The 22,546-nt window shown below is 37.1% G+C and carries 17 protein-coding genes; 2 read left to right on the top strand and 15 right to left on the bottom strand.

The window, feature by feature from the left end; genetic code table 11:
* Nucleotides 1-75: 75 nt before the first annotated feature.
* The 8 genes from LIV57_RS13555 to LIV57_RS13590 form a co-directional block, all read right to left on the bottom strand.
* The gene (locus LIV57_RS13555; protein WP_227942995.1) at nt 76-2,586 is read right to left on the bottom strand and encodes a M1 family metallopeptidase; all 2,511 of its coding nucleotides are present in this window, start codon (nt 2,584-2,586) and stop codon (nt 76-78) included.
* Between the two features lie 25 nt (nt 2,587-2,611).
* Nucleotides 2,612-2,830 carry a hypothetical protein gene (locus tag LIV57_RS13560; RefSeq protein ID WP_110010187.1) on the bottom strand — a complete coding sequence of 73 codons (219 nt, stop codon included), beginning with the start codon at nt 2,828-2,830 and terminating at the stop codon, nt 2,612-2,614.
* Between the two features lie 229 nt (nt 2,831-3,059).
* Nucleotides 3,060-3,854: a thymidylate synthase gene (locus LIV57_RS13565; protein WP_227942996.1), complete on the bottom strand. Its 795-nt coding sequence runs from the start codon at nt 3,852-3,854 to the stop codon at nt 3,060-3,062.
* 135 nt (nt 3,855-3,989) lie between these two features.
* A complete protein-coding gene (locus LIV57_RS13570; RefSeq protein ID WP_227942997.1) occupies nt 3,990-4,430 on the bottom strand; it encodes a GreA/GreB family elongation factor in 441 nt (146 codons plus the stop codon).
* Between the two features lie 145 nt (nt 4,431-4,575).
* Entirely contained in the window at nt 4,576-5,925 is a 1,350-nt protein-coding gene (locus tag LIV57_RS13575; RefSeq protein WP_227942998.1) for an alpha-amylase family glycosyl hydrolase, read from the bottom strand.
* 294 nt (nt 5,926-6,219) lie between these two features.
* Nucleotides 6,220-6,819, bottom strand: coding sequence for a plasmid pRiA4b ORF-3 family protein (locus tag LIV57_RS13580; protein WP_227942999.1), 600 nt, complete (start codon nt 6,817-6,819; stop codon nt 6,220-6,222).
* 133 nt (nt 6,820-6,952) lie between these two features.
* Nucleotides 6,953-7,984: a sensor histidine kinase gene (locus LIV57_RS13585; RefSeq protein ID WP_110010193.1), complete on the bottom strand. Its 1,032-nt coding sequence runs from the start codon at nt 7,982-7,984 to the stop codon at nt 6,953-6,955.
* 48 nt (nt 7,985-8,032) lie between these two features.
* The gene (locus LIV57_RS13590) at nt 8,033-8,707 is read right to left on the bottom strand and encodes a response regulator (RefSeq protein ID WP_002977493.1); all 675 of its coding nucleotides are present in this window, start codon (nt 8,705-8,707) and stop codon (nt 8,033-8,035) included.
* 325 nt (nt 8,708-9,032) lie between these two features.
* On the opposite strand from LIV57_RS13590, the gene LIV57_RS13595 reads away from it, so the two are divergent.
* Together LIV57_RS13595 and LIV57_RS13600 are read left to right on the top strand one after the other, a co-directional pair.
* A complete protein-coding gene (locus tag LIV57_RS13595; RefSeq protein ID WP_202838891.1) occupies nt 9,033-11,822 on the top strand; it encodes a TonB-dependent receptor in 2,790 nt (929 codons plus the stop codon).
* Nucleotides 11,823-11,866: 44 nt separating this feature from the next.
* Nucleotides 11,867-13,276, top strand: a complete 1,410-nt coding sequence (locus LIV57_RS13600) for a hypothetical protein (protein WP_227943000.1) — start codon at nt 11,867-11,869, stop codon at nt 13,274-13,276.
* 386 nt (nt 13,277-13,662) lie between these two features.
* Here the strand turns inward: LIV57_RS13600 and LIV57_RS13605 are convergent, their stop codons facing one another.
* The 7 genes from LIV57_RS13605 to LIV57_RS13635 form a co-directional block, all read right to left on the bottom strand.
* The gene (locus tag LIV57_RS13605; protein WP_227943001.1) at nt 13,663-14,901 is read right to left on the bottom strand and encodes an amidohydrolase; all 1,239 of its coding nucleotides are present in this window, start codon (nt 14,899-14,901) and stop codon (nt 13,663-13,665) included.
* A 78-nt stretch (nt 14,902-14,979) separates the two neighbouring features.
* Nucleotides 14,980-15,825, bottom strand: coding sequence for an AraC family transcriptional regulator (locus LIV57_RS13610; protein ID WP_227943002.1), 846 nt, complete (start codon nt 15,823-15,825; stop codon nt 14,980-14,982).
* Nucleotides 15,826-16,029: 204 nt separating this feature from the next.
* The gene (locus LIV57_RS13615) at nt 16,030-17,361 is read right to left on the bottom strand and encodes an amidohydrolase (protein ID WP_227943003.1); all 1,332 of its coding nucleotides are present in this window, start codon (nt 17,359-17,361) and stop codon (nt 16,030-16,032) included.
* A 583-nt stretch (nt 17,362-17,944) separates the two neighbouring features.
* Nucleotides 17,945-19,234 carry a glutamate-1-semialdehyde 2,1-aminomutase gene (gene hemL / locus LIV57_RS13620; RefSeq protein ID WP_227943004.1) on the bottom strand — a complete coding sequence of 430 codons (1,290 nt, stop codon included), beginning with the start codon at nt 19,232-19,234 and terminating at the stop codon, nt 17,945-17,947.
* Nucleotides 19,235-19,253: 19 nt separating this feature from the next.
* Nucleotides 19,254-20,222 (bottom strand): hypothetical protein, encoded by a 969-nt coding sequence (locus LIV57_RS13625; protein ID WP_202838885.1) that lies wholly within the window; start codon nt 20,220-20,222, stop codon nt 19,254-19,256.
* Nucleotides 20,223-20,238: 16 nt separating this feature from the next.
* The gene (locus LIV57_RS13630; protein WP_227943005.1) at nt 20,239-21,297 is read right to left on the bottom strand and encodes a glucosaminidase domain-containing protein; all 1,059 of its coding nucleotides are present in this window, start codon (nt 21,295-21,297) and stop codon (nt 20,239-20,241) included.
* A gap of 66 nt (nt 21,298-21,363) precedes the next feature.
* Complete coding sequence (locus tag LIV57_RS13635; protein ID WP_227943006.1) at nt 21,364-22,272, bottom strand: 1-aminocyclopropane-1-carboxylate deaminase/D-cysteine desulfhydrase; 909 nt, start codon at nt 22,270-22,272, stop codon at nt 21,364-21,366.
* Between the last annotated feature and the right edge of the window lie 274 nt (nt 22,273-22,546).

Here is a 22,546-nt window from a genome sequence, read left to right on the forward strand (position 1 = left end):
TTTTAAAATATAATACAGTAATTCAGAAACCTTTAACAGTAAAAAGAAAGCCGGTAAATTTACCGGCTCCTTTCTTTATTTATAATTTTCAATAGCTTTATTGAGAACATCAATCTGCTTGTTGATACTTGCTGCGTTTTGCGGATTCTGTTTCAGCAGTTCCATTTTTTTGCTCAAGCCATCTTTCAGCGTCTGAACCATCATCATTTTAGCCTGTGGATTGCCTGCCATTTGATTTTTGGCATATCCTGCTATTTTTGTTATGCTTTCAGTTGCTTTCAGGTTATCGGAAGTCATGATCCAGTTGAAACCGTCTTCTGCTGCTTTTCCCAATTCCGGATTCTGGAATTTAATGAACGGATAAAAAGTAGCAAGAGGTGCAATATTTTCGATCTGTGAAGTAATCCTGTTCTTTACAATAATAGGCAACAATTGTGCCTGCAATTCGTCTGAAGCTCCCTTCATATCAATTTTGTCAGCAAGACTACCTGCTCTTGACGGATCAATAGAAAGAAGCGCACCCATTGAACTTCCTTTTACTGCATTGGAAACGGCATTCACTCCTTTTTCAAATAAAGGAAGGTATTTTTTGTCTTTTGTTTTACCTAAAGCAGCAATAGCCGCAGCCTGAGTTAATGTTTTTGGATCATTGGAAGCCAGTTTTTCAACTTCAGCACCCAACGCCTTCATATGTTCAGGATTAGTAAGGTCTATTAAATTCAAAGCCTTTATTCTTACTCTGAAGAAGGGATCTTTTAGTGCTGCAGCCAATAATTTTACAGCTGCAGGACTTTTCCCGGCCTGATCTTTAATTCCGTTTAGAGCCAGATATCTGCTTTTAAATTCCTTGGAGTTGGTAAATTGCATCAGATTCTGTTCCGGAGTTTTAGTATCCGTAATATCAGCAAGTAAAACTCCGTCTGCATTGATATTGACAAGATCCGGTGTTTTAGAAACATCAAAACTGAACGTATTTTTTGCTTCCGCATTTACCCAGACATTGTATCTTTTAGGTTTTCCATTGTCATAGACATCAATAGCCAGAGGAAATTCAAATGGCTTTTCCTGAGTTTGATTAATGGTTACAGCAACCTGTTTTTTTACCGGCTCAAAGGTGGATGAATAATTAATCTTTGGGTTTCCGCTTCCAAAATACCATTGATTAAAGAACCAGTTTAAGTCTTTCCCGGAAACTTTTTCAAAAGAGAGTCTTAATTGATGGGCTTCAGCATTTTGGTATTCATTGGTTTTCAGATAATCATTCATTCCGGCAAAGAAGGCATCATCTCCAAGATAGTTTCTCAGCATATTTAAAATTCCACCTCCTTTCTGGTATGTTACAAGATCAAAAACATCTTCACGGGATTCGTAATTGAATCTCACCAGATTTTTATTAAAATCGGATGGATTGTGAAGATAATTATTCACATCCGTCATCAGGTGATAATCTGCCTGGTCTTTTCCGTACTTGTATTCATTCCAAAGATATTCGGAATAGTTGGCAAAAGATTCATTGACGGTAAGGTTGCTCCAGCTTTCTGCCGTTACCAGATCTCCGAACCAATGATGGAAAAGTTCATGGGCAATGGTATCTTCCCATGTATTTTCATCGATAAGCTGACCGGGTTTCTGAAGGATATCACTTCCATGAAGAGTGGCTGTGGTATTTTCCATTGCACCACTTACATAATCTCTTCCGGAAATCTGGGCATATTTCGCCCATGGATAGTCATAATTCAGTTTTTTGGAGAAAAAGTCGATCATTTCCGGAGTATTTCCGTAGATCTGTTTAGCATAAGGCTCGTATTCCTTTTCAATATAATAATCAACAGGAATGTTTTTCCATTTGTCTTTTACGATGGCATATTCTCCAACGCCCATAAAGAAAAGATAAGTAGAATGTCTCTTGTCCATCACCCAATGATCGGTTCTAAGTCCGTTGGATTCTTTTTTAGAATCTTTCATAAGACCGTTGGAAAGCGTTACATATTTATCAGGAACTGTCATATAGATTTCCTGTGTTGTCTTTTGGTTGGGTTTATCAATAGTAGGAAACCATGCTGAAGAAGATTCTGTTTCTCCCTGTGTCCAGATTTGTGTTGGCGTATTGGGATCTGTTCCCTGAGCGTTTATGAAATACAAACCCTTTGCATCATTGATTGCCATACTTCCCTGTTGTTTCACTTCATTCGGACGGGAGGTATATTTGATGTAAACGGTATAATCCTGATTTCTCTGATAGGTTTTATCCAGCGTAATTTTTAGAACATCATCTTTGTATTCGTATTTTAAAGGAGACTTTTTGCCGTTGTTATCAAGGGCCACTTCATGAATCAGCATTCCTTTTGCATCAAGGGTAAGCTCATTAGTGGCATAGAAGTAAGGTGAAGCGGTAAGCCATTCTTCCCCATTCATCTGTTCTTTCTGATAATCGAAATTCACTTTCAGTTTTGTGTGCTTAAGCTCCGTTACTTTCGTGTGGGTAGCTCTGTATACTTTTTCTCTTCCTGAAGTTTCGGTTTGTGCTGATACATTGGCGGAAAATAAAATTCCAAGTATAGCAATTGATAAAATAGCCTTTCTCATCGGTCTGCTTTATTATTTTTTAGAATTATTTTTTTATGATGATGTCGAAAATATCATTAACAAGGGTTTCATAGTCGCCCTTTTTAAGTTGTTCCTTCGTTTTTGCAAACGCTTTTTTGAGTTCACTTTCCGGATTTTCGTCATCCACTATTTCTGCGGATGCCACACCTTTCAGCTGAAGTACAGCATTCTTCAGTACTTCAATATCTGCATTTTCTTCAATATTAATTTTTAAATACTTCATAATCTGTTCTTAAGTATTTGACATTTATGATATATTGCCTCCCAACGGATCATCTTACAAAAGAAATCCGGTGAACGGGCATTGTTCTTCCAAATGTAAGAAACTATTGCCAAAAGAAAGCGTAGTAAAGGATTTATATTCTGATTCCCTGGCTTATGACCACAGACAATATCATCTATTCACATGAAAGTAATAGAAGTAAATTTAAAAAATAAAAAGATATAAAAAATTAAATGGCTACAGGAGCTTTGATCCCCGGATGCGGATCATAATTTTCTAAAGTAAAGTCCTCAAAATCGAAATCAAAGATATTTTTAACGTCAGGGTTTAATTTCATTGTAGGAAGTGATCGTGGTTCTCTTCCAAGCTGTCTGTTTACCTGTTCAAAATGATTATTGTAGATATGAACATCTCCAAAACTGTGAACATAATCCCCTACCTCAAGATCACACACCTGTGCTACCATCATCAGCAGCAATGCATAACTTGCAATATTGAACGGTACGCCAAGGAAAACATCGGCACTTCTCTGATACAGCTGCAGCGATAATTTACCATCAGCTACGTAGAACTGGAACAGGGCATGACAAGGAGCCAAAGCCATGTTAGGAATTTCTGCAACATTCCATGCTGATACGATGAGTCTTCTGGAATCCGGATTTTTTTTGATCTGGTCAATTACTTCTGTAATCTGATCTACCACTTTTCCGTCTGCTCCATTCCAACTTCTCCATTGTGCACCATAGACAGGTCCCAGATTTCCATTTTCATCTGCCCATTCATCCCAGATGCTTACTCCGTTATCTTTAAGATATTTAATATTGGTATCTCCTTTAAGGAACCAAAGCAACTCATAGATAATGGATTTCAAATGCACTTTTTTCGTCGTTACCAAGGGAAATCCTTTTGACAGGTCATATCTCAGCTGATATCCGAAAACACTTCTTGTTCCAGTGCCAGTTCTGTCGGTTTTATCAGTTCCGTTGTCTAAAATATGCTGTAAAAGGTCCAGGTAGTTTTGCATTTTGAATGAGATTTTAAGTTTCAAATTTAGTAAAAACCATCAAAAAAAGCACTCATTTTTATGAATGCTTTTAATAGAAGTAATATCTGTTTTCTATTAAACAACTGTATATGTGGAATCTAACGTCTATTAAATTTACCATATATTTTCAATGGTCTGATGAATGGCATTGACAGTGAATGTTTCTCCCGTTTTTTTTCCATGCATAATTTTCACCAAAGGAGATTCTGCAGAAACCGTCATGATTTTCTGGTTCTCAACAATAATCTCTCCCATGGAAGCCGCTACATAAAACATTCCTTTATTGGTTTTCACCAATGCTCCGTTCTGAACTTTCTCCGAAGGATCAGAAGTTATTTTCTGCAAAACAGCCTGCTGATTCAACACTTCATTGAGCTGCCTCTGCAGGTTATTGATTTCCTGCTGAAGCATTTCTCTTCCGGTTTCATATTTATCACCCATCGAGCTTTTGGTGTCATTGTTGGAAGCCCGTGTTTCTGCAATAAGGTTTTCAAAATACTGAATTTTGTCTGCGGCTTTTGCTTTAATGATATTGATTATTTCCTGTTTGTTCATTGGATGATCTTTTTTAATGCGGGTAGATAAACCACCCCGTCAAAATCACAGATTTTGACACCCCTCCGGCGGAGGGGAATTGAGTACCTCTAAAGACTAGTGGTTAAAATTTACTGTTTAAGCCAAGTTTCAAAGGCATTACTTTTTATTTTTCAAATACGGCATAATCAGAAACTTTAAAGGTGAAGTCTTTTCCATTGCTGAAATCTCTTTTGGTTTTATCAAAAACATTTCTAAAGGTTCCCGACAGATGTTCGTCTTCAATAGAAAAGTTAACCGGTTCTTTTGACATGTTCAGGACTACCAGCACTTCATCTTTCCCATTTTTCCTTACATAAGCAAGAATTTTATCATTGGCTGTCGTATTAAGAAGATAGGTGGTCACATTGGAATCCCCTCCTCTTAATGCAGGATTTGATGTTTTTAAATCCAATAATGTTTTATAGAAATCTGCAGCCTGATAGGTATTGGTCCATTGGATGGCATCTTTTTCGAAGAATTCCAGTCTCTTCATATTGGGAAGTTCCTGGCCTGAATATAATAACGGAATGCCATTCCATGTTGCTGAGAATACTGCCATCGGTTTTGTAATGACTCCGTATTTTTCATATTCTGTTCCGTTCCATGAGTTTTCATCGTGATTGGTGGTAAACCAGGCTCTCATCGAAGCGTCTCCGATATTGGAATATTGTCTCAGAAGATCTTTTAATTCCTGAAGAGGTTCATTATTTTTGTAATAGTCGGCAGATTTATGCATCCATTTCCAGGAATAACTGGCGTCAAAAACTTTACCATATTCAGGACTTTCCAGCTCATCAAATTCTCCCAGCCAGAAAAGAGGCTTTATTTTTTCCACTTCAGGACGTGCCTGTTCCCAGAAATCGACTTCCACCCATGAGGCAAGGTCGCACCGGAATCCGTCGATATTGGTTTCCTGTACCCAGAACTTCATGGCATCAATCATTGCCTGGCGCATTTCCTGATTTTTATAATCCAGTTCAATAATATCATCCATTCCGGAAGCAATATGGAATTTCCCATCCGGATCTTTAAGATAAAATTCAGGATGTGTTTTTGTCCACACATGATCCCAGCCGGTATGATTGGCTACCCAGTCGATGATTACTTTGAATCCTAATCTGTGAGCTTCATTCACCATATCTTTAAAATCCTGCAGGGTCCCGAATTCAGGATTAATGGAAGTATAATCTGCTGCGGCATAAGGACTCCCCAGACTTCCTTTTTTGTTTTGCCGGGCAATCGGGGTAACTGGCATAAACCAGAGTGTTTTTACTCCCATAGATTTCAGTCGGGGCATTTCTTTTGCAAATGCTTTGAAAGTTCCTTCCTGAGTGTATTGTCTTATGTTTACTTCGTAAATATTTGTATTATGTTTCCAATCTTTTGGCAGTTCTGTCATCTTCCGCTTATTTTTTTGAGTGGTACAGGAAACAATTCCCAGACCAATTACAGCTAACAAAATTAATTTTTTCATTAAACTATTTTTAACAAAAGTAAGGATTGTTTTTGGAGAAAAAGGATAAGTAGTATTTAGACTTATAAAAAATGCTGGATCTATTAAAACCATTAAGAAGGATTTAAGAAATAAAGTCCAGTTAAGATGAATCATTCTGATTTTTAAGCTTAAAGCGAAGCTTATATTAACAACTTAATACCAATCTTAATGTTTCAAAAAATAAAAGTTTAAAGAAATTTTGTAAAAAAAGAATAAATAAAACTCCATAAAAAAGCCCCGGATCAAAATCCAGGGCTGATATATTTTTGTTGATTATCTTTCGTCATCATTGTCATCCTCATCATCAAAGACATCGTCATTGTAGTCTTCTTCTTCCTCATCATCAAAGCTGTCATCATCTTCGTCTGAAAAGTTTCCTCCCGCTACGAAATCATCATCAAAACCGAACTCATCATCTACCAATGGCATTGCTGATTTCTTTTTGCCACCTCCGGCACTTCCGTTTTTGCTTGGAGCTTTTAATGGAACATTTCCAAATCTGTATACAGTGATCGGATAGTTCACGCCTTTTGTTTCTTCAATTACTTCCACAAGCTCGCAGAAGAATTCCCAAAGATCAAGAAGTCCATACTGGAATTGCGCTTTGTCACCTACATTTTCAAAAGCTTCATCAATGTAAACATCTGACATGATCTCACCATCACCATCATCACTCATATCTTCCAATGGGACACTTTTTACGATCGTTCCGTCATCTTCCAACAGATTAAAAGTAGAAAGCTCATCTCCCTGCAGACTGAATGCACTTTTAATTCCTAAATGTAAGTTCCATAACGTTTGTTTTCCCTTAACTTCGACATCACGGAAAATATCCTCTTTCGCATCTAATATTACGCGGATTTTGTAAACCATATCAGTTTCTTAAATTACTTTTTGCCTTTATAATTATGATAAATCTCTGTTGCAAATATATAATAAATGACATGTGACAAAAAAATATTTCAGGATTTTTTAAAATATTTTTTTTTCTTACATTTTGCCGGAATTATTTACTTTTTTCAAGCATAAAACTGAACTTCGTCCCTTCAAGGTAAACGCTTTCTACGGTAATGTTTTCGTTGTGAGCTTCAAGGATGTGTTTTACAATAGCCAGACCAAGTCCGGAGCCGCCTTCTCTTCTGCTTCTGCTGGTTTCCACACGATAAAATCTTTCGAAGATTCTTGGAAGAATTTCAGATTTGATACCCATTCCATTGTCTATCACTTCGATCAGCACCTTATTTTTAAGGACACTGGTTTTTACAATCACTTTTGCTTCCTGCCTGTTGGCATAATGAATAGCATTGGAAATCAGATTAATAAAAACCTGGGAAATTTTCTGTTTATCGGCTTCCACAAAAATCTGCGGATGAAGGGTCTGAATCTGTAATGTTGTATTTCGTTTTTCAGCTTCAAGATCTAGAAGGTCAAAAATCTCTTTGATCAGAAGGTTCACATCGAATTTTGAAACGGTAAGATTGATTTCACCGGCTTCCAGCCTGTTAATCATATCAAGATCTGTCACAATAGCGATCAGCCTTTCTACCGATTTATCGATTCTCTCCAGATATTTGTCGCGGATGGTAAGATTATCCACTCCGCCGTCTCTCAAGGTTTCTACATATCCCTGGATAGAAAAAAGAGGAGTCTTGAGCTCATGGGAAACATTTCCGATGTATTCTTTACGGTAACTTTCCATCTCTTTCATCATATCAATTTCGGAAGCTCTCTGCTGATTAAGGTCTGAAAATCTTTCTCCCAATTCTTTAATGGTTATATTTTCATCATTATCATGAACCATTTCCTGAGGAAGGATTCCGGAAAGTCCTTTCACCTGCTTTCTTCCATAATAATTAAAGAGCAGCTCCAGCACCACACAGTTGATCATAAAGATCAGGATAATACAGATGAAAAGACCCGTTTTGAACAAAGGGGTCTCATAATAGATATCTTTCAGCGAATCGAATACGACTACTAAAAGGAGCATTACCAGTGTCAGCAGACAGGAGGCAACGAGGGTAAGTCTGTAAAATTTCAATTTTACAACGTTTTAATGATTGAACGTAAAGTTAGGATTTTTAAATAATTAAACGATCAGTTTATACCCAATCCCTTTTAATGTCTGAATCGTATTGATTCCCAGTTTTTCTCTTAGTCTTCTGATGTGAACATCAATGGTTCTTTCTCCTACGATCACATCATTACCCCAAACTTTTTCCAGGATCTCTTCTCTTTTGAAAACCTTCTCCGTATTGGAAGCCAAAAGGTAAAGCAAATCAAATTCTTTTTTAGGAAGAAGAAATTGCTGTCCGCTTTTGGAAACCCTGAAGTTATCTTTATCGATAACAAGGTCTCCGATTTCGATGAGTTTAGCATTGTCAGACACCTGAGAGGTTAGCTGTAATAATGCATTCACTTTAGAGATCAGGATTTTCGGTTTGATCAGTTTTACAATGTAATCATTAGCCCCCGCCTGAAAACCTGCTAATTGAGAAAACTCTTCACTTCTTGCAGAAAGGAACACGATAAGTGTTTTTTGCAGTTCTTTCACTTTACGAAGTTCCTGACAGGTTTCTATACCATCTTTTTCAGGCATCATGACATCTAATAAGATAAGATCCGGAACAATTTCCTTCGCTTTTTCTATACCTTCGTTACCATTGGTAGCGGTATAGATATCATACCCTTCTTTTTCCAAATTGTAAGACAGAATCTCTAAAATGTCCAGTTCATCGTCTATTAAAAGAATTTTTTTGCTCATCTTCTAGTTTAAGAATTCCCACAAAATTAATTATTTCAATTGATTTCATCTATCCGCCAAATGTTAACTAATTATTAAAAAATTACATTTTGCATATCAATTACAAAATCAATAAAAAAATCAATAAATAAATATACACAAATCAAATATAAGGAATAATAATTAACATTAAAACAAAAATTATAATTATATAAATTAAACATCGATAAGTATAAAATCTGTTCTTTCGTTAATACAAACTTCATAATTAATTAAGATTCTCCTAAAGTTTTCTTAAAAACTTAGCCTTTATTTTGCCCTTGAAAAAGAAGTAAAAGAAGTAATAATGAAAAAACAACTCCACAAGAGCATCATGCTACTTGCCTTGTTTTCTGCTGGCTATGCTTTTGCACAAAGTCAGATTTTGGAAGGTAGGGTATTGGACGAGAAAGATAATACTCCAATAGAAGGTGTAAAAGTAAAAGTAAATGGTCAGGAAGTAACGACTGACATTTCCGGATACTACTCTATCAACCTTTCCCCTGGCACCAATTACATTGTAACCGTAAGTTCCAACGGGTATAACAGAAAAGAGATCAGTGAAGTTATTATCAAAAATGAAGGTAACACTCATCTTGATATCGTTCTGGATAAGCCCTCTACCAAAGAAAAAGAAATTGAGGGAGTTGTCATAAAATCAAACGCAAGAAAAGAAACCATAGCCTCTACCATCGGTTTACAAAAGAATGCCGGTGTAGTTTCTCAGGTTATTGGTGTTGAAGCAATTAAAAGAAGTCCGGACAGAAACACCGGTGAAGTTCTGAAAAGAGTTTCAGGGGTGAGTTTATTTGACGGAAAATATATTGTAGTAAGAGGTTTATCAGACCGTTACAACCAGGCCATGCTGAACGGTATTCAGTTATCCAGTACGGAGCCTGACAGAAAGACTTTCTCTTTTGATCTTTTCCCTGCCAACGTTATCGAAACCCTTGTCATCAATAAAACGTTCATTCCGGAATATACAGGTGAATGGGGAGGTGCTTTGATTCAGGTAAATACTAAAGATATTCCTAATAAAAACTTCTTCAATGTACAGGTAGGTGTAGGAGGAAATACAGCTACTATGGGACAGGAGTTCCATATGCAGAAAGGTGGAAAGTGGGACTTTTTAGGAATTGATGACGGTTACAGAAAACTTCCTACCAATATGCCTGCGAAAAATGCTTTCAGTATTCTGACTGAAGCTCAGAAAACAGAGATTGGTAAAGGATATACCAAGAATCTTGGATACAACAGCATTGGTTATCCTGAAAACTTAAGTTTACAGTTAGACGGAGGTTTCAACACGAAAGTATTCGGAAAAGATTTAGGGGTAATTGCTGTTTTAAACTACAGTAACAACAAAAGAAGAACCGAATCTACCAACCGTTTCTTTACCATCAACGACCAGCTTGCTGATACCAACTTCGATTATTTTACAGAAAAATACAGCAATGATATTATTTTAGGAGGGATGTTGAACCTTTCTTTAAAGCTGAACAACAATAATAAAATCTCCTTAAAGAATATCATTACCAACAATACGGTAAACCATATGTCCTTCAGAACAGGAAAGGACTTTGAATTTGATCCGATTAACGGTACCAATATCATGGCAAGGGAAATTGGATTTAAAGAAACGACTTTCTACAATTCTACCCTTTCCGGTAATCATAAAATTGATGTTCTTGGCGGTCTTACCGTAAACTGGTACGGAAGCTTCGGAATTCTTGATCAGTATATTCCTTTGCTGCAGCGTTTGCAGTATAACCAATATACCAACATGCCGGGAAGCCCTTATTTAGCATTGATTTCTAATGGTCTTTCCCAAAAATCAGGAAGTGTATTCTACTCTACTCTGAGCGACTATCTGTATAATGCAGGAGGTGACGTTTCCAAAACGTTTACGATGTTCGGACAGAAGCAAACGATCAAAGGAGGTTATTTATTCCAGGTAAAAGACAGAATATACAACTCAAGACCGTTCTCTGTAAGACTTGAAAACTTCAATCAGGGATTACTTTCCCAGCCTTTTGAAACCATCTTCAATCCTGGTAACTTCGGAACTAACGGAGGATTCACATTTGATGAAATTGCAGGAAACCAGTACAGATATATTGCCAACACCATCCTTAACGCAGGATACTTACAGTTTGACAATAACTTCACACCATGGTTAAGAGCTGTCTGGGGATTAAGAGTGGAGAACTTTGACCAGTTGGTAGGAAGCACGAAGAAAAGCGATGACCGTTTTGTAAACACTCGTGTTACAGATTTCTTACCTGCTGTGAACTTAACATTCAAGGTAAATCCTAAAATGAATATCCGTCTTGCAGGTTCGCAAACTGTTGTAAGACCGGAATTCAGAGAGGTTTCTCCTTTGGCATATTATGATTTTGACCTTGGAGCAACTGTAATCGGTAACAAATCTATCGAAAGAACCAAAATTACGAGTGCCGACCTTCGTTGGGAATTCTACCCAAGAAACGGGGAAATTATTTCCGTGGCAGGTTTCTATAAAAACTTCAAGAAACCGATCGAATTATACTTCAACCAATCAGGGGTAGGAACGAGTAACACCTTCAACTATCTTAACGTAGATAAAGCTGATGCTTACGGACTGGAAGTGGAAGCCAGAAAAAAACTGGATTTTGTAAGCGCTCTTAAAAACTTTACTTTGGGTGGAAACGTAGCATTAATCAAAAACAGAGTAACAGACGAAGCTACCAATATTGACAGACCAATGCAGGGACAATCTCCATATACTGTCAACCTAAGTCTTCAGTATGATACTGAAAAATCAGGATGGTCTTCAACGCTATTGTTCAACATGATCGGAAGAAGAATCCTTTATGTAGGAAACGATCAGGTTCCACCAATCTGGGAAGCACCAAGACCTCTTTTAGATTTCCAGCTTTCTAAAAAATTATGGAGCAACAAAGGAGAGATCAAGCTGAATGTTTCAGACATCCTGAACCGTCGTGCCAAATTCTACCATGACCTGAACGACAACGGCAAGTATGACAGCAAAGATGCTCTTGCTATTGAAAGGCTTACAGGAACCAATATCAGTTTAACACTGGGATACAATTTTTAATTCACTCAACAAATAATCTAATAAATAATTTAATTCTTTATAACATGAAAAAGTTCGTTTTATATTCTTTAATGCTTGGCGCTCTAGTATCAACTACCGCATGTAGAAATATAGAAGAAGATGGACCTACCATTATTCAAAATGGAGGTAACGGAAACGGAGAAACTGAAAACCTTATTCTTTCAGGAAAAATCACTTCCAATACTACACTTAAAGCCAATAAAATCTATAAGCTGAGAGGACTGGTATATGTAACTAACGGAGCTACTTTAACGATCGAGCCAGGTACAAAGATTGTAGGTGAAGCTGATAAAAACGGAGCTTTGATCATTACAAGAGGAAGTAAAATCATGGCAGAAGGTACTGCTGCCAACCCTATTATTTTCACTTCAGAAAAACCAAGTCCTAAAAGAGGAGACTGGGCAGGTTTAGTTATTTTAGGAAACGCTCCTACCAATGCATCTTTCGGAGGTGCAAACGGAGTTGGAGAAATTGAAGGAGGAATCAACAACTCTGAAGGTCTTGGACTTTATGGCGGAACCAATGCTGCTGATAACAGTGGTGTATTAAAATATGTAAGAATAGAATATGCAGGATATGCATTTTTACCAGATAAAGAGGTTAACGGACTTACATTCGGTGGTGTAGGTAACGGAACTACAGTAGATTATGTAGAGGTTGCTTATGCTAACGATGACAGTTTTGAGTGGTTCGGAGGAACAGTAAACTGTTCTCACCTTATTTCTTACAAAGGTCTTGATGACGATTTCGATACTGACAACGGGTATTCAGGAAAGGTACAGTTTGGTATCGCAGTAAGAGATTCTCAGGTAGCAGACGTTTCAGGTTCCAATGCATTTGAATCTGATAATGATGCCAACGGTTCTACTTTAACCCCTCAGACATCCGCTACGTTCTCTAACATGACCATTATCGGGCCAATCAACTCTGCAAATCCTGGATCAATCAATGCGTTATTCCAGAATGCACTACAGATCAGAAGAAACTCTTCTATCTCTGTATTCAACTCTGTATTCACAGGGTTCCCGGTTGGTTTATTCATCGATGCTACAAAAGGTTCTCCAACAGATAACAATATTGTTGGTAACAAGTTATTCTTCGAAAACAACATATTGGCTGGAACTACAACTCCTTTAAAATTCGGACCATCTACCTCTACTCCTACAACGTATACATTGGCCGATCTTACAACATGGTTCAATGCTAAAGGAAACACCATCCTTGCGTCTACAGCTGATGTAAAACTTGCTGGTGCTTGGGCTCCTGCAGGAACTACTCCAAACTTTACCCCTACTTCAGGTTCTCCATTATTAACAGGTGGAGCATTTACAAACGCTAAATTAGCAACCTGGTTTACGCAGGTTACTTACAGAGGTGCTGTAAAAGATGCTACGGATACATGGTATGCAGGATGGACTAACTTTAACTTATAACATCATCATATAAGTACCTAGATTTAATTTCAAATAGAGGCCTCCGGAAGTAATTTCCGGGGGCTTTTTTTATCGTTATTACGGGATATTACAAATAGTAGGAATTTTGAATATGAATAGATGTTCACATTGTAAAACATATAAAGGGAATATGAACAGTAATTTTGGGGTTTGAATACAGATATTCTTTCATAAGTTTTGCTAAAGCCTGAGGTATATTTTTTTCCATTCAAACGGGCTAAAGCCCGTTCCTATTGATAAAGAAGGACCCCGAAACCCGGATCCCGAATCCCGAAACTCATAACTCATAATTCAAAAAAAGCCACCAGAAAAGCTTCCGATGGCAGTTACAAAAAACAAGTGTATAAATATATATATACTTCAGATTAATTTCTCCAGAATAAATTCCCGCCATTCATCAGGGCTTTAATTTCGGACATTCTGGAAACAGCTTCTGCAGAACATGACGCGTCTGTCAGAACAATAGCGGCTTCATCATCGGCTTTTGGCCACTGCTTGTTTCCTTTTTCATCCAGAGGAAGAATGGCTTGAGTCGCAAACTGCAAAGCTCTTGAAAGGGCATATTCTGTAGTATAACCGTACAGTTCAGCAATAAGATTGGCTTTTTGCAGCATACTTCCGGAACCGAAAGTGCTCCAGTAATCCTGTACATTGTCGTTTCCAATCAATACGTTTACTCCATATTTTTTCAGGGTTGGAATAGGCATTACTTTTCCTTTAAAAGGTACGGAAGAAGCGATTCCTACTTTTCCGGCAGCCAGTCTTTCTGCGATCTGTTCAGTTTCTTTAGGAGAAAGATGAGCTAAAGCAAACGCGTGGCTTACAAATGTCTTCCCCTGAAGCGCCGGGTTTTCGATCGCTTTATCAATCAGATAATTGATCGTTTTCATTCCGGACTCGCCTGCTTCGTGCAGGTGAATATCAATTCCTTTGTTGTGATCTAAAGCCAGCTGAACGGTAAAATCCATTACTTTTTCAATGCTTCCATCAATACTGAAAGGATCCAGTCCGCCAATAAATCCTACACTTGTAAGCTGTGCTGCTTCTTTCATCAGTGGAGCAGATTCTGTGTAATACACTCCATGTTGGGGAAAGGCTACCAGTTCGGCTTTGAAGGACTCTTTTTTATTTTTAAGAGCCTGCTCAAGATGTTCCAGAGATTTCAGTCCTGATGTAGGATCAATATTGAAATGCGTTCTTACGAAATGCGTTCCGTAATGCTGCTGTAAACTGATCAGCTGTTCTGCCCTGCTTACCGAAGTTTTCAGCAATTCAGGAATGATTTCCTGTTCATAGGCGATCATATCTTTCACCGTTTTTCTTTTCGGAGAAAGGGCCTGCCAGGGAAGGCCATATAACGTTTTATCCAGATGAATGTGCATATCCCTGAATGCAGGAAGCATCAGGTATCCTTTAGCATCGATTGCATTGGAAGCCGGATCATTGGCTTTTACTGTTTTTATTTTTCCATCTTCAATTTCAATACAGAAAAGGTCTGTTTTTGTTCCGGTAACCTCTTCATTTTCGTATTCAAAACCTGTTTCCAGACGGACATTTTTCAGGGAATAGTTTCCTTTTGCAGTTAATTGATAGGGAAATTTCATGATTTAAAATTTAACAATACAAAATTAAGCCAGCCTGAAGTAAAACCGGTGTATCAATCATGTCTTGTTTTGTACAGATTATTCTTTGAATTGGGAAGGTGTCATTCCCGTCTGCGCTTTAAAGAATTTGGAAAAGCTGGCATGGTCATAGAAGCCAAGATCATAAACAATATCTTTTACAGACATTTCGGAAACTTTCAGCAGTCTTTTGGCTTCCAGTAAAATGCGGTCCTGAATAAGTGAAGATGCTGAAGCATTGAGATTTTTCTTACAGACAATATTCAGGTAGTTGGCAGAAATATTCAGTTTATCGGCATAAAATGATACAGATCTTTCTGTTTTAAAATATTCGTCAATCAAATGCAGAAATTTTGAAATAATAGGATTTGAGTTATAGATTTCAAAGTCTTTAAAAGCGCCTTCCACAGATTTACTTACCAGCAGACCAATTAATTCACTTCTTTTCTGGATCAATTCCCAGAATACTTTTTCTCCATTCAGTTCTTTCCGGATTTCCTGAAATTCATAAAAAAACTTTGCAAACGCTTCTTCAGAAAGATTGATTACCGGATGATTCTGATAATAAGAGGCAGAAAATCTTAATGAGGGCAGAAAACTTTCGAACCAGTCCCGGCTGATCATCAGCTGATAACCGATGGTTTCTTTTCCAATCACCCATTGATGTACCTGATCAGGAAAAACAAGATGAATCTGGTAATCTTTCACCTCATATTCTGTAAAATCTATGGTATGTGATCCTGCTCCGTGCTCAAAGAGATTAATGATGAAAAAATCATGTTTATGGGGATCATCAATGGAACGTGCTCCGGAGAGATCATTAAACAGCAAATTACAGCCATTCAGCTGATTTTCACTAAATTCCTGAATTCCTAAAATTGGAAAATGATCTGTATGGTAAGCCACTCTGCCTGATTTTCTCCTAAAATTACTAAAATTTACGAGAGAAAAAACTAAAACAACCACAAAAGGAACAAAAGCTTTATTGTATCACGCTATCTTCATTTTCCATCTTCGTTTCGTGACTTTTCGTAAACATTTATCCCCTTTATGGTTGAAAAAACACAACTAGATTATATATTAATTTATTTAATCCTTTTTTATTTTAAATTAAAAAACAACGTTCCCATCGTGAACTAAAGACTCTACGTCTGAAATTCTTGATACTGCTTCTGCTGAACAACTTGCGTTGATCAATACAAAATCTGCGTTATCACCTGACTTTGGCCATTGCTGAGTTCCTTTATCATCCAACGGAAGAATATTTCCAGTGGCCAGTTTTAAGCTTCTTGATAATAAAAACTCTGTTGAATATCCATACAATTGTGCCATTAAATTGGCTTTCTGAAGTACACTTCCTGTCCCGAAAGTATTCCAGTGATCCACAATACTGTCATTTCCTGTGAGAACAGTTACATTATGCTTGTAAAGTGTTGGTATGGGCATGATCAGTCTTCCGAAAGGGATTGTAGAGACAATTCCGATCTGTGCTTCACCTAATTTTTCAGCAATTTCTTCCTGTCTCGCCGTTTCTAATTTTCCAAGAACAAAACAGTGACTTACATATGTTTTCCCTTTAAGAGCAGGGTTTTCGTTTACTTTTTTAATCAGATATTCTACCGTTTTCAATCCAGAGTCTCCGGTTTCGTGTAAGTGAATATCTATTCCTTTTTTATTGTCTAAAGCAAGCTGAACAGTAAAGTCTACCACTTTTTCAATATCACCATCGATGTTGAACGGATCTACTCCACCAATAAAATCGATGTCCATCTTCGCAGCTTCTTTCAGATAAGGTACGGAATCCGTATAGAATACACCATGCTGTGGGAAGGCTACCAATTCAGCTTCAAAGCCTTTCTTTTTGTTTTCTAAAGCTTTCTGCAGATTTTTTAATGACTGAAGTTTTGAAGTAGGTTCAATATTCACATGGCTTCTTGCGTAGGAAGTTCCCTTAGACTGTAATAATTCAATCAGTTTTTCAGCCTTAAAGGTGGAATTTTTAAGCATCTCAGGAAGCATTTTCTGCTCCAGCTCAATCATTCCTTTGACACCTCCTGTTCTTTTTCTCACGGCCTGCCATTGATCTCCATAAAAAGTTTTATCCAGATGGATGTGCATATCCTTAAATGCAGGAAGCATTAACAGTCCTTTTGCATCTATAGCTTTAGCATTCGGTTGATTGGGTGAAATCTTTATAATTTTTCCGTTCTCAACTTCAACATAAAATAGATCCGTTTTGGTAGAAGTCACTTCCCCATCCTGGTATTCAAATCCTGTTTCCAAACGAACATTCTTAAGGTTCATTTTTCCTTTTGCAGAAAGATTTTTCTCATCGAAAGGCGATGCAGTCATGATATTAGGTATTAAAGTTAATCCCGCTACAGCCAACGCTGAATTCCGGATAAAATCTTTACGGGAGATGGTATTGTCTGAGGTCTTCATTTCCAATCTATTTAAGACAAAATTAAAAAGAAGCCCCTTGAATGAGGTGTATGGTTTATTACAAAATCTGTATGATTTATACTTTGTGGTAATTCCCTGCTAAAATACTCAGTTTGTCTTTCTACACTACAACTAAGAGTATCCCACAACGCTTGTCATTCCATAGGAATCCTGATTATGCTGTTTTTACGTTGCTGAGACTCCTACGGAGTGACAAAGGGGACAGCCTTTACTTTTTGTATAAAACTAAGACTAGTAATTCCGACTAGTATAAAAATAATACACATAGTTTGTCATTCCGTAAGAATCCTGATTATGCTGTTTTACGTTGCTGAGACTCCTACGGAGTGACAAAGGGGACAGCCTTTACTTTTTGTATAAAACTAAGACTAGTAATTCCGACTAGTATAAAAATAATACACATAGTTTGTCATTCCGGTAAGAATCTAGATTATACTGTTCTACTTTGCTGAGACTCCTACGTAATGAGAAAGATTGTGTCAATTTTTTTTCAATTCAAACTCATCAAATCAATTTTCTTTTCCATAAAAAAACCGGATGTGAAATCCGGTCTTGTTTATATTTATTTATTTGAATACTCAAATTTTCTTACTGCTTCCAATGTCATATCAATTTCTTTATCCTTAATGGCATCGCTGATGAAGTAAGTTTCATAACCGCTTGGTGGAAGATATACTCCATTCTGCAGCATCTGGTGGAAGAAGTTGTTAAATAATGAGTGGTTAGCTTCCTGTGCCTCATCAAAGTTGGAAACACTTTTAATATGGAAGAATACAGACATCATAGAACCTTTTCTGTTGATTCTGTGCGCAATTCCCTTTTCGTTTAATATTTTTCCGATCTCAAAATCCAATGTTTCTGTTGTTTTTTCCAGTCTGTTGAAAAACTCAGGATCATTTTTAATAAGCTGAAGGGTTTTTAATCCGGCTCTCATTGCTAAAGGATTTCCGCTTAATGTTCCCGCCTGGTATACCCCTCCTTTTGGTGCAAGGTGATCCATAATTTCATTTCTACCTGCGAAAGCTCCTACCGGAAGACCTCCACCGATTACCTTTCCGTAAGTCACTAAATCTGCTTTTACATTGAAAAGTTCCTGTGCACCTCCGAAAGCTAATCTGAAACCGGTCATTACTTCATCAAAGATTAATAAAGCTCCGTTTTCATCACAGATCTTTCTCAGGTTTTGTAAGAAATCGTTTTCAGGCAGCACACAACCCATATTTCCAGCAACCGGCTCTATAATCACAGCTGCAATTTCTCCCGGATTATGACGGAATAAATCCTGAACCTGTTCAAAATCATTATAACGGGCCAGCAAAGTATCTTTTGCAGTTCCGGCAGTTACTCCCGGAGAATTTGGGTTTCCAAATGTAGCAGCACCACTTCCCGCCTTGATCAGGAATGAATCCGAATGTCCGTGATAACAGCCTTCAAATTTTACGATTTTATCTCTTCCTGTATACCCTCTTGCCAGTCGGATGGCACTCATACATGCTTCTGTTCCTGAAGAAACCATTCTGATCTGGTCAATATTCGGGACATTTTCAATGATGAATTTTGCTATTTCCGTTTCCAGTTCTGTAGGAGCACCGAAAGAAAATCCTTTCTCTGCCTGTATTTTAAGCTCTTCCAGTACTTCAGGATGAGTATGCCCTAAAATGGCTGGTCCCCATGAGTTGATATAATCGATGTAAGTATTATCATCTGCATCGGTAAGGTAAGCACCTTTTGCCGATTTCATGAAAACAGGCACTCCTCCTACGGATTTGAATGCTCTTACCGGAGAGTTTACACCTCCCGGAATGTATTTGTAGGCTTCATCAAATAAAGCCGAACTTCTTTGATACTTCATTTTTCTTTTATTTTATTATTTAACCCTCAAAGTAAAGGGTTCCATCTTCTCCTGCATAATTTTTCTGCCCATTACTTATCATGTAATATATCTGAAAAGGATTGCCATTTTTCAAAACGATCATAGCTGGCTCAAATTTTCCGTATAAAACCTTATTATTGGGAAGAATTGTCTTAAAAATCACATTATTTCTGTTATTCGGATCAGGTTCTGAAAGAACAACTAAATGGCTGTCATCTATCAGATTGATTGTTTCATATCGTATAGGATAAACCTCCCGCAAATTTTCATCTGCTAACCCCAAAAAACCTGAAACGTTGGTTGTCAAAATATAAGGTTTACCTTTATAAAACTGCCATCCTACGTATGCTATATCCTGTGTATTGAGAAATACTTTCTTAAGTTTAGGGACATACATCCCGACATAGGTATTTCCGTCCATGATCTCCAGAAAATCAGCTTTGTAATTCCATTGATAACCATCATTATCATATGACTCCAGCATATCCAGATCATCATCATCAAGATCTTCCCTGCTTAATGTCAATTTTGCGTTATTTCTGTTAAGCGGACTATAATTTTCCCAACCACTGTCTCTTACAGGATAACTTTCTTGCTTAATATATTTGTCAAGACGCATTTTGGTCTTGATGGAATAGTAATAATAATCCCATCCATCAAAAACCAGATATTTATCTCGTTCTACAGATATGGGTGTATTGGAAATAAATGGCATGATGATAACAGCATTTCGATCTACGATACCAAATCTTCCATTTTGTTCTGCATGAAATCCTCCTATGGATTCATCATAGCTGCTTATACTGCTATATTGCGGCTGTACAGCTATAAATTTATTAACATCACACAATCCCCACAACTTTCCTTTTCTGTAAGGAATATAATTTTGATCCTGTGAAAATATTGTACACGACATGAATATCAGAAATATCGACAGATATTTAGATTTCACATTTAATATTCTCATGGCTTTGGAATCGTTATTAGTTTCGCGGTTTTTTGTCTATTAAATAAATCAGCTGTCCTGCTGAAGGCTGCTGCCCTTCATCCATTCTGTTTTTAGCATATAATTTATTTAACTTGATTCCGAATTTTTGTGCGATATCATGCATATCTTCTCCGTATTCAGCTTTATAGGTGGCTGTATTTCCGGTAGAATTTTTAGACTCAAGGAAAACGATGTCATTTTTCTTCAACGTTTCATTTTCAAGCTCATTCCATTTCATTAGTCTGCTTTCGCTTACTTTGAATTTGTTGGCAATGAATTTCACATCGGTATCTTCAGGAATGATAATATATTTCAACCCGTCATTCGGATGACTTTTGATCAGAATAGAATTAAGAATTTCAGCTTTTGTTTTAATTCTCTCCACTCTTTTTTGTTGTTGTGCGTAGGAAGTCTGTTTGTAGGGAACTTCTACCGTAACCGGTTCTTTAGCTTTTCTGTTGGCTTTTGAAGGCTCCAGCTGTGCCATGAAAGTTCTGTCGTCTTTCAGATCCGGATACATTTTAAGAACAGCGTACAATACTTCATTGGAATTGGTATTGTCGTATTCATATAATTTATACTTTTCAATTTTGGAGATAAGAATGGAAGCATAGCGCGGGTTGGTAGCATACCCTGCTTTTTTTAAGCCAGTTGCCCACGCTCTGTAATCTTTCATATCCAGTTTGAAAAGGTTGGCGTAATATTTTCTTGTAGATAAAAATATAGAATGGTCTTCATAAGACTGTCTCGGATCATCGTATACACGGAAGCACTCATTGGGTGCATCATCGGTATGTTTCATTGTTCTACCGGTCCAGTCTTCCTTACATTTTATACCGAAGTGGTTTTTGCCTTCCTGTGCCAATCTGCTCTGTCCGCCTCCGGTTTCCAACAGGCCCTGGGCAAGAGTAATAGAAGCCGGAATTTTATATTTTTCCATTTCTTCTACGGCATATTTAGCAAACTTCTGAATATACTGATCTTCGGTTGCCCAAGTCTGGGCTGAAAATTTTGATAAAACTAAAAGGCTTATGGATAGAAAAAGTCTTTTCATCTTATATTTTTTATTGTTTTAAAATGAAAGATGGAACACTAAGTGTTTCATGTTTTTCAATTTTACTTATATAATTAAATTTCTATTCTGTTTTTCCAACAGCAGATTCGCTCCTTCAATTCCCTGTAAACCACCAGTGTGAAAGCATAAAACCTTACTGTTTTCAGGAAAATACTCTTCTTCTATCATTTCAAAAACCTTCTCCATCATTTTCCCTGTATAAACCGGTTCCAGAGGAATACCGTATCTTTCCTTGAAATCATTGATAAAACGGACGTTTCCATCACTTATTTTACCATAACCTCCAAAACATGAATCTATTAGATTAAAATTCTGTTTCAAAGTTAATTCAAAAATTTTATTTTCCAGAGAAGCATCGTCAACAGCTTTAAATCCTATAACTTTCTGATTCTCTTCACAAAATTTTGAAATTCCTGCAATGGTACCACCGGTTCCAACTGCGGTGCAAAGATAGTCAAAATCTTTTGTTTGTTCGTTGAGCATCATTTTCACTCCTTCTACAGCCTCTTTATTGGTTCCTCCTTCAGGAACAATCAAAGCTTCAGGGAACTCCTGCTGAAGGAATTCTGTCAGTTTTTCTTTGTGGCGGTATTCTTCGCGGGTGACAAATTTCAGGTTCATCCCATTTCTTTTCGCAAAAAGTAAGGTTGGGTTATCGCGCCATTTATGCTCCAGTTCTTCCCCTCTGATGATTCCCAGTGTTGGAATACCCGCCCTATTTCCTACCGCAGAAACCGCTGCAATGTGATTGGAAAAAGCACCTCCAAACGTAATAATATAGGGGTTTCCCTGATTTTTTTCGAGATAGTTATTGACATTGTGAAAGAGTTTCCAGTATTTATTCCCTGAAATCAACGGATGAATCTGATCTTCCCTTTTAATGAAAAGTTTAATATTTTTATGAATGGGAATTTCCTGAATGGAAACGGGTTCTGTGGGAAGTTTTAATAGCATTTCAGTTTTACAACTCAAGATTTATTCTTTACAAAAGTAGGAAAAGATTTAGTGTTATGACAATTTGTTGTTTTTATCGTTTTTTTCCCACAGATCACGCAGATCTACGCAGATAATCTTTTTGTAATTCGAATTATTTAGTTGTAAGTTTCGGCTCCTATGTTTGCAAAAGAATAAATTTACATACAAAGCAAAAGGGGTGAGAGAACAGTTTTGGCTAAATAACTCAGGAAGTATATTGTGCTTTAGAAATGTCCTCACTTCTTTATTCCTT

This window comes from Chryseobacterium sp. X308 (genome assembly GCF_020733145.1).
Lineage (GTDB): Bacteria > Bacteroidota > Bacteroidia > Flavobacteriales > Weeksellaceae > Chryseobacterium > Chryseobacterium cupriresistens.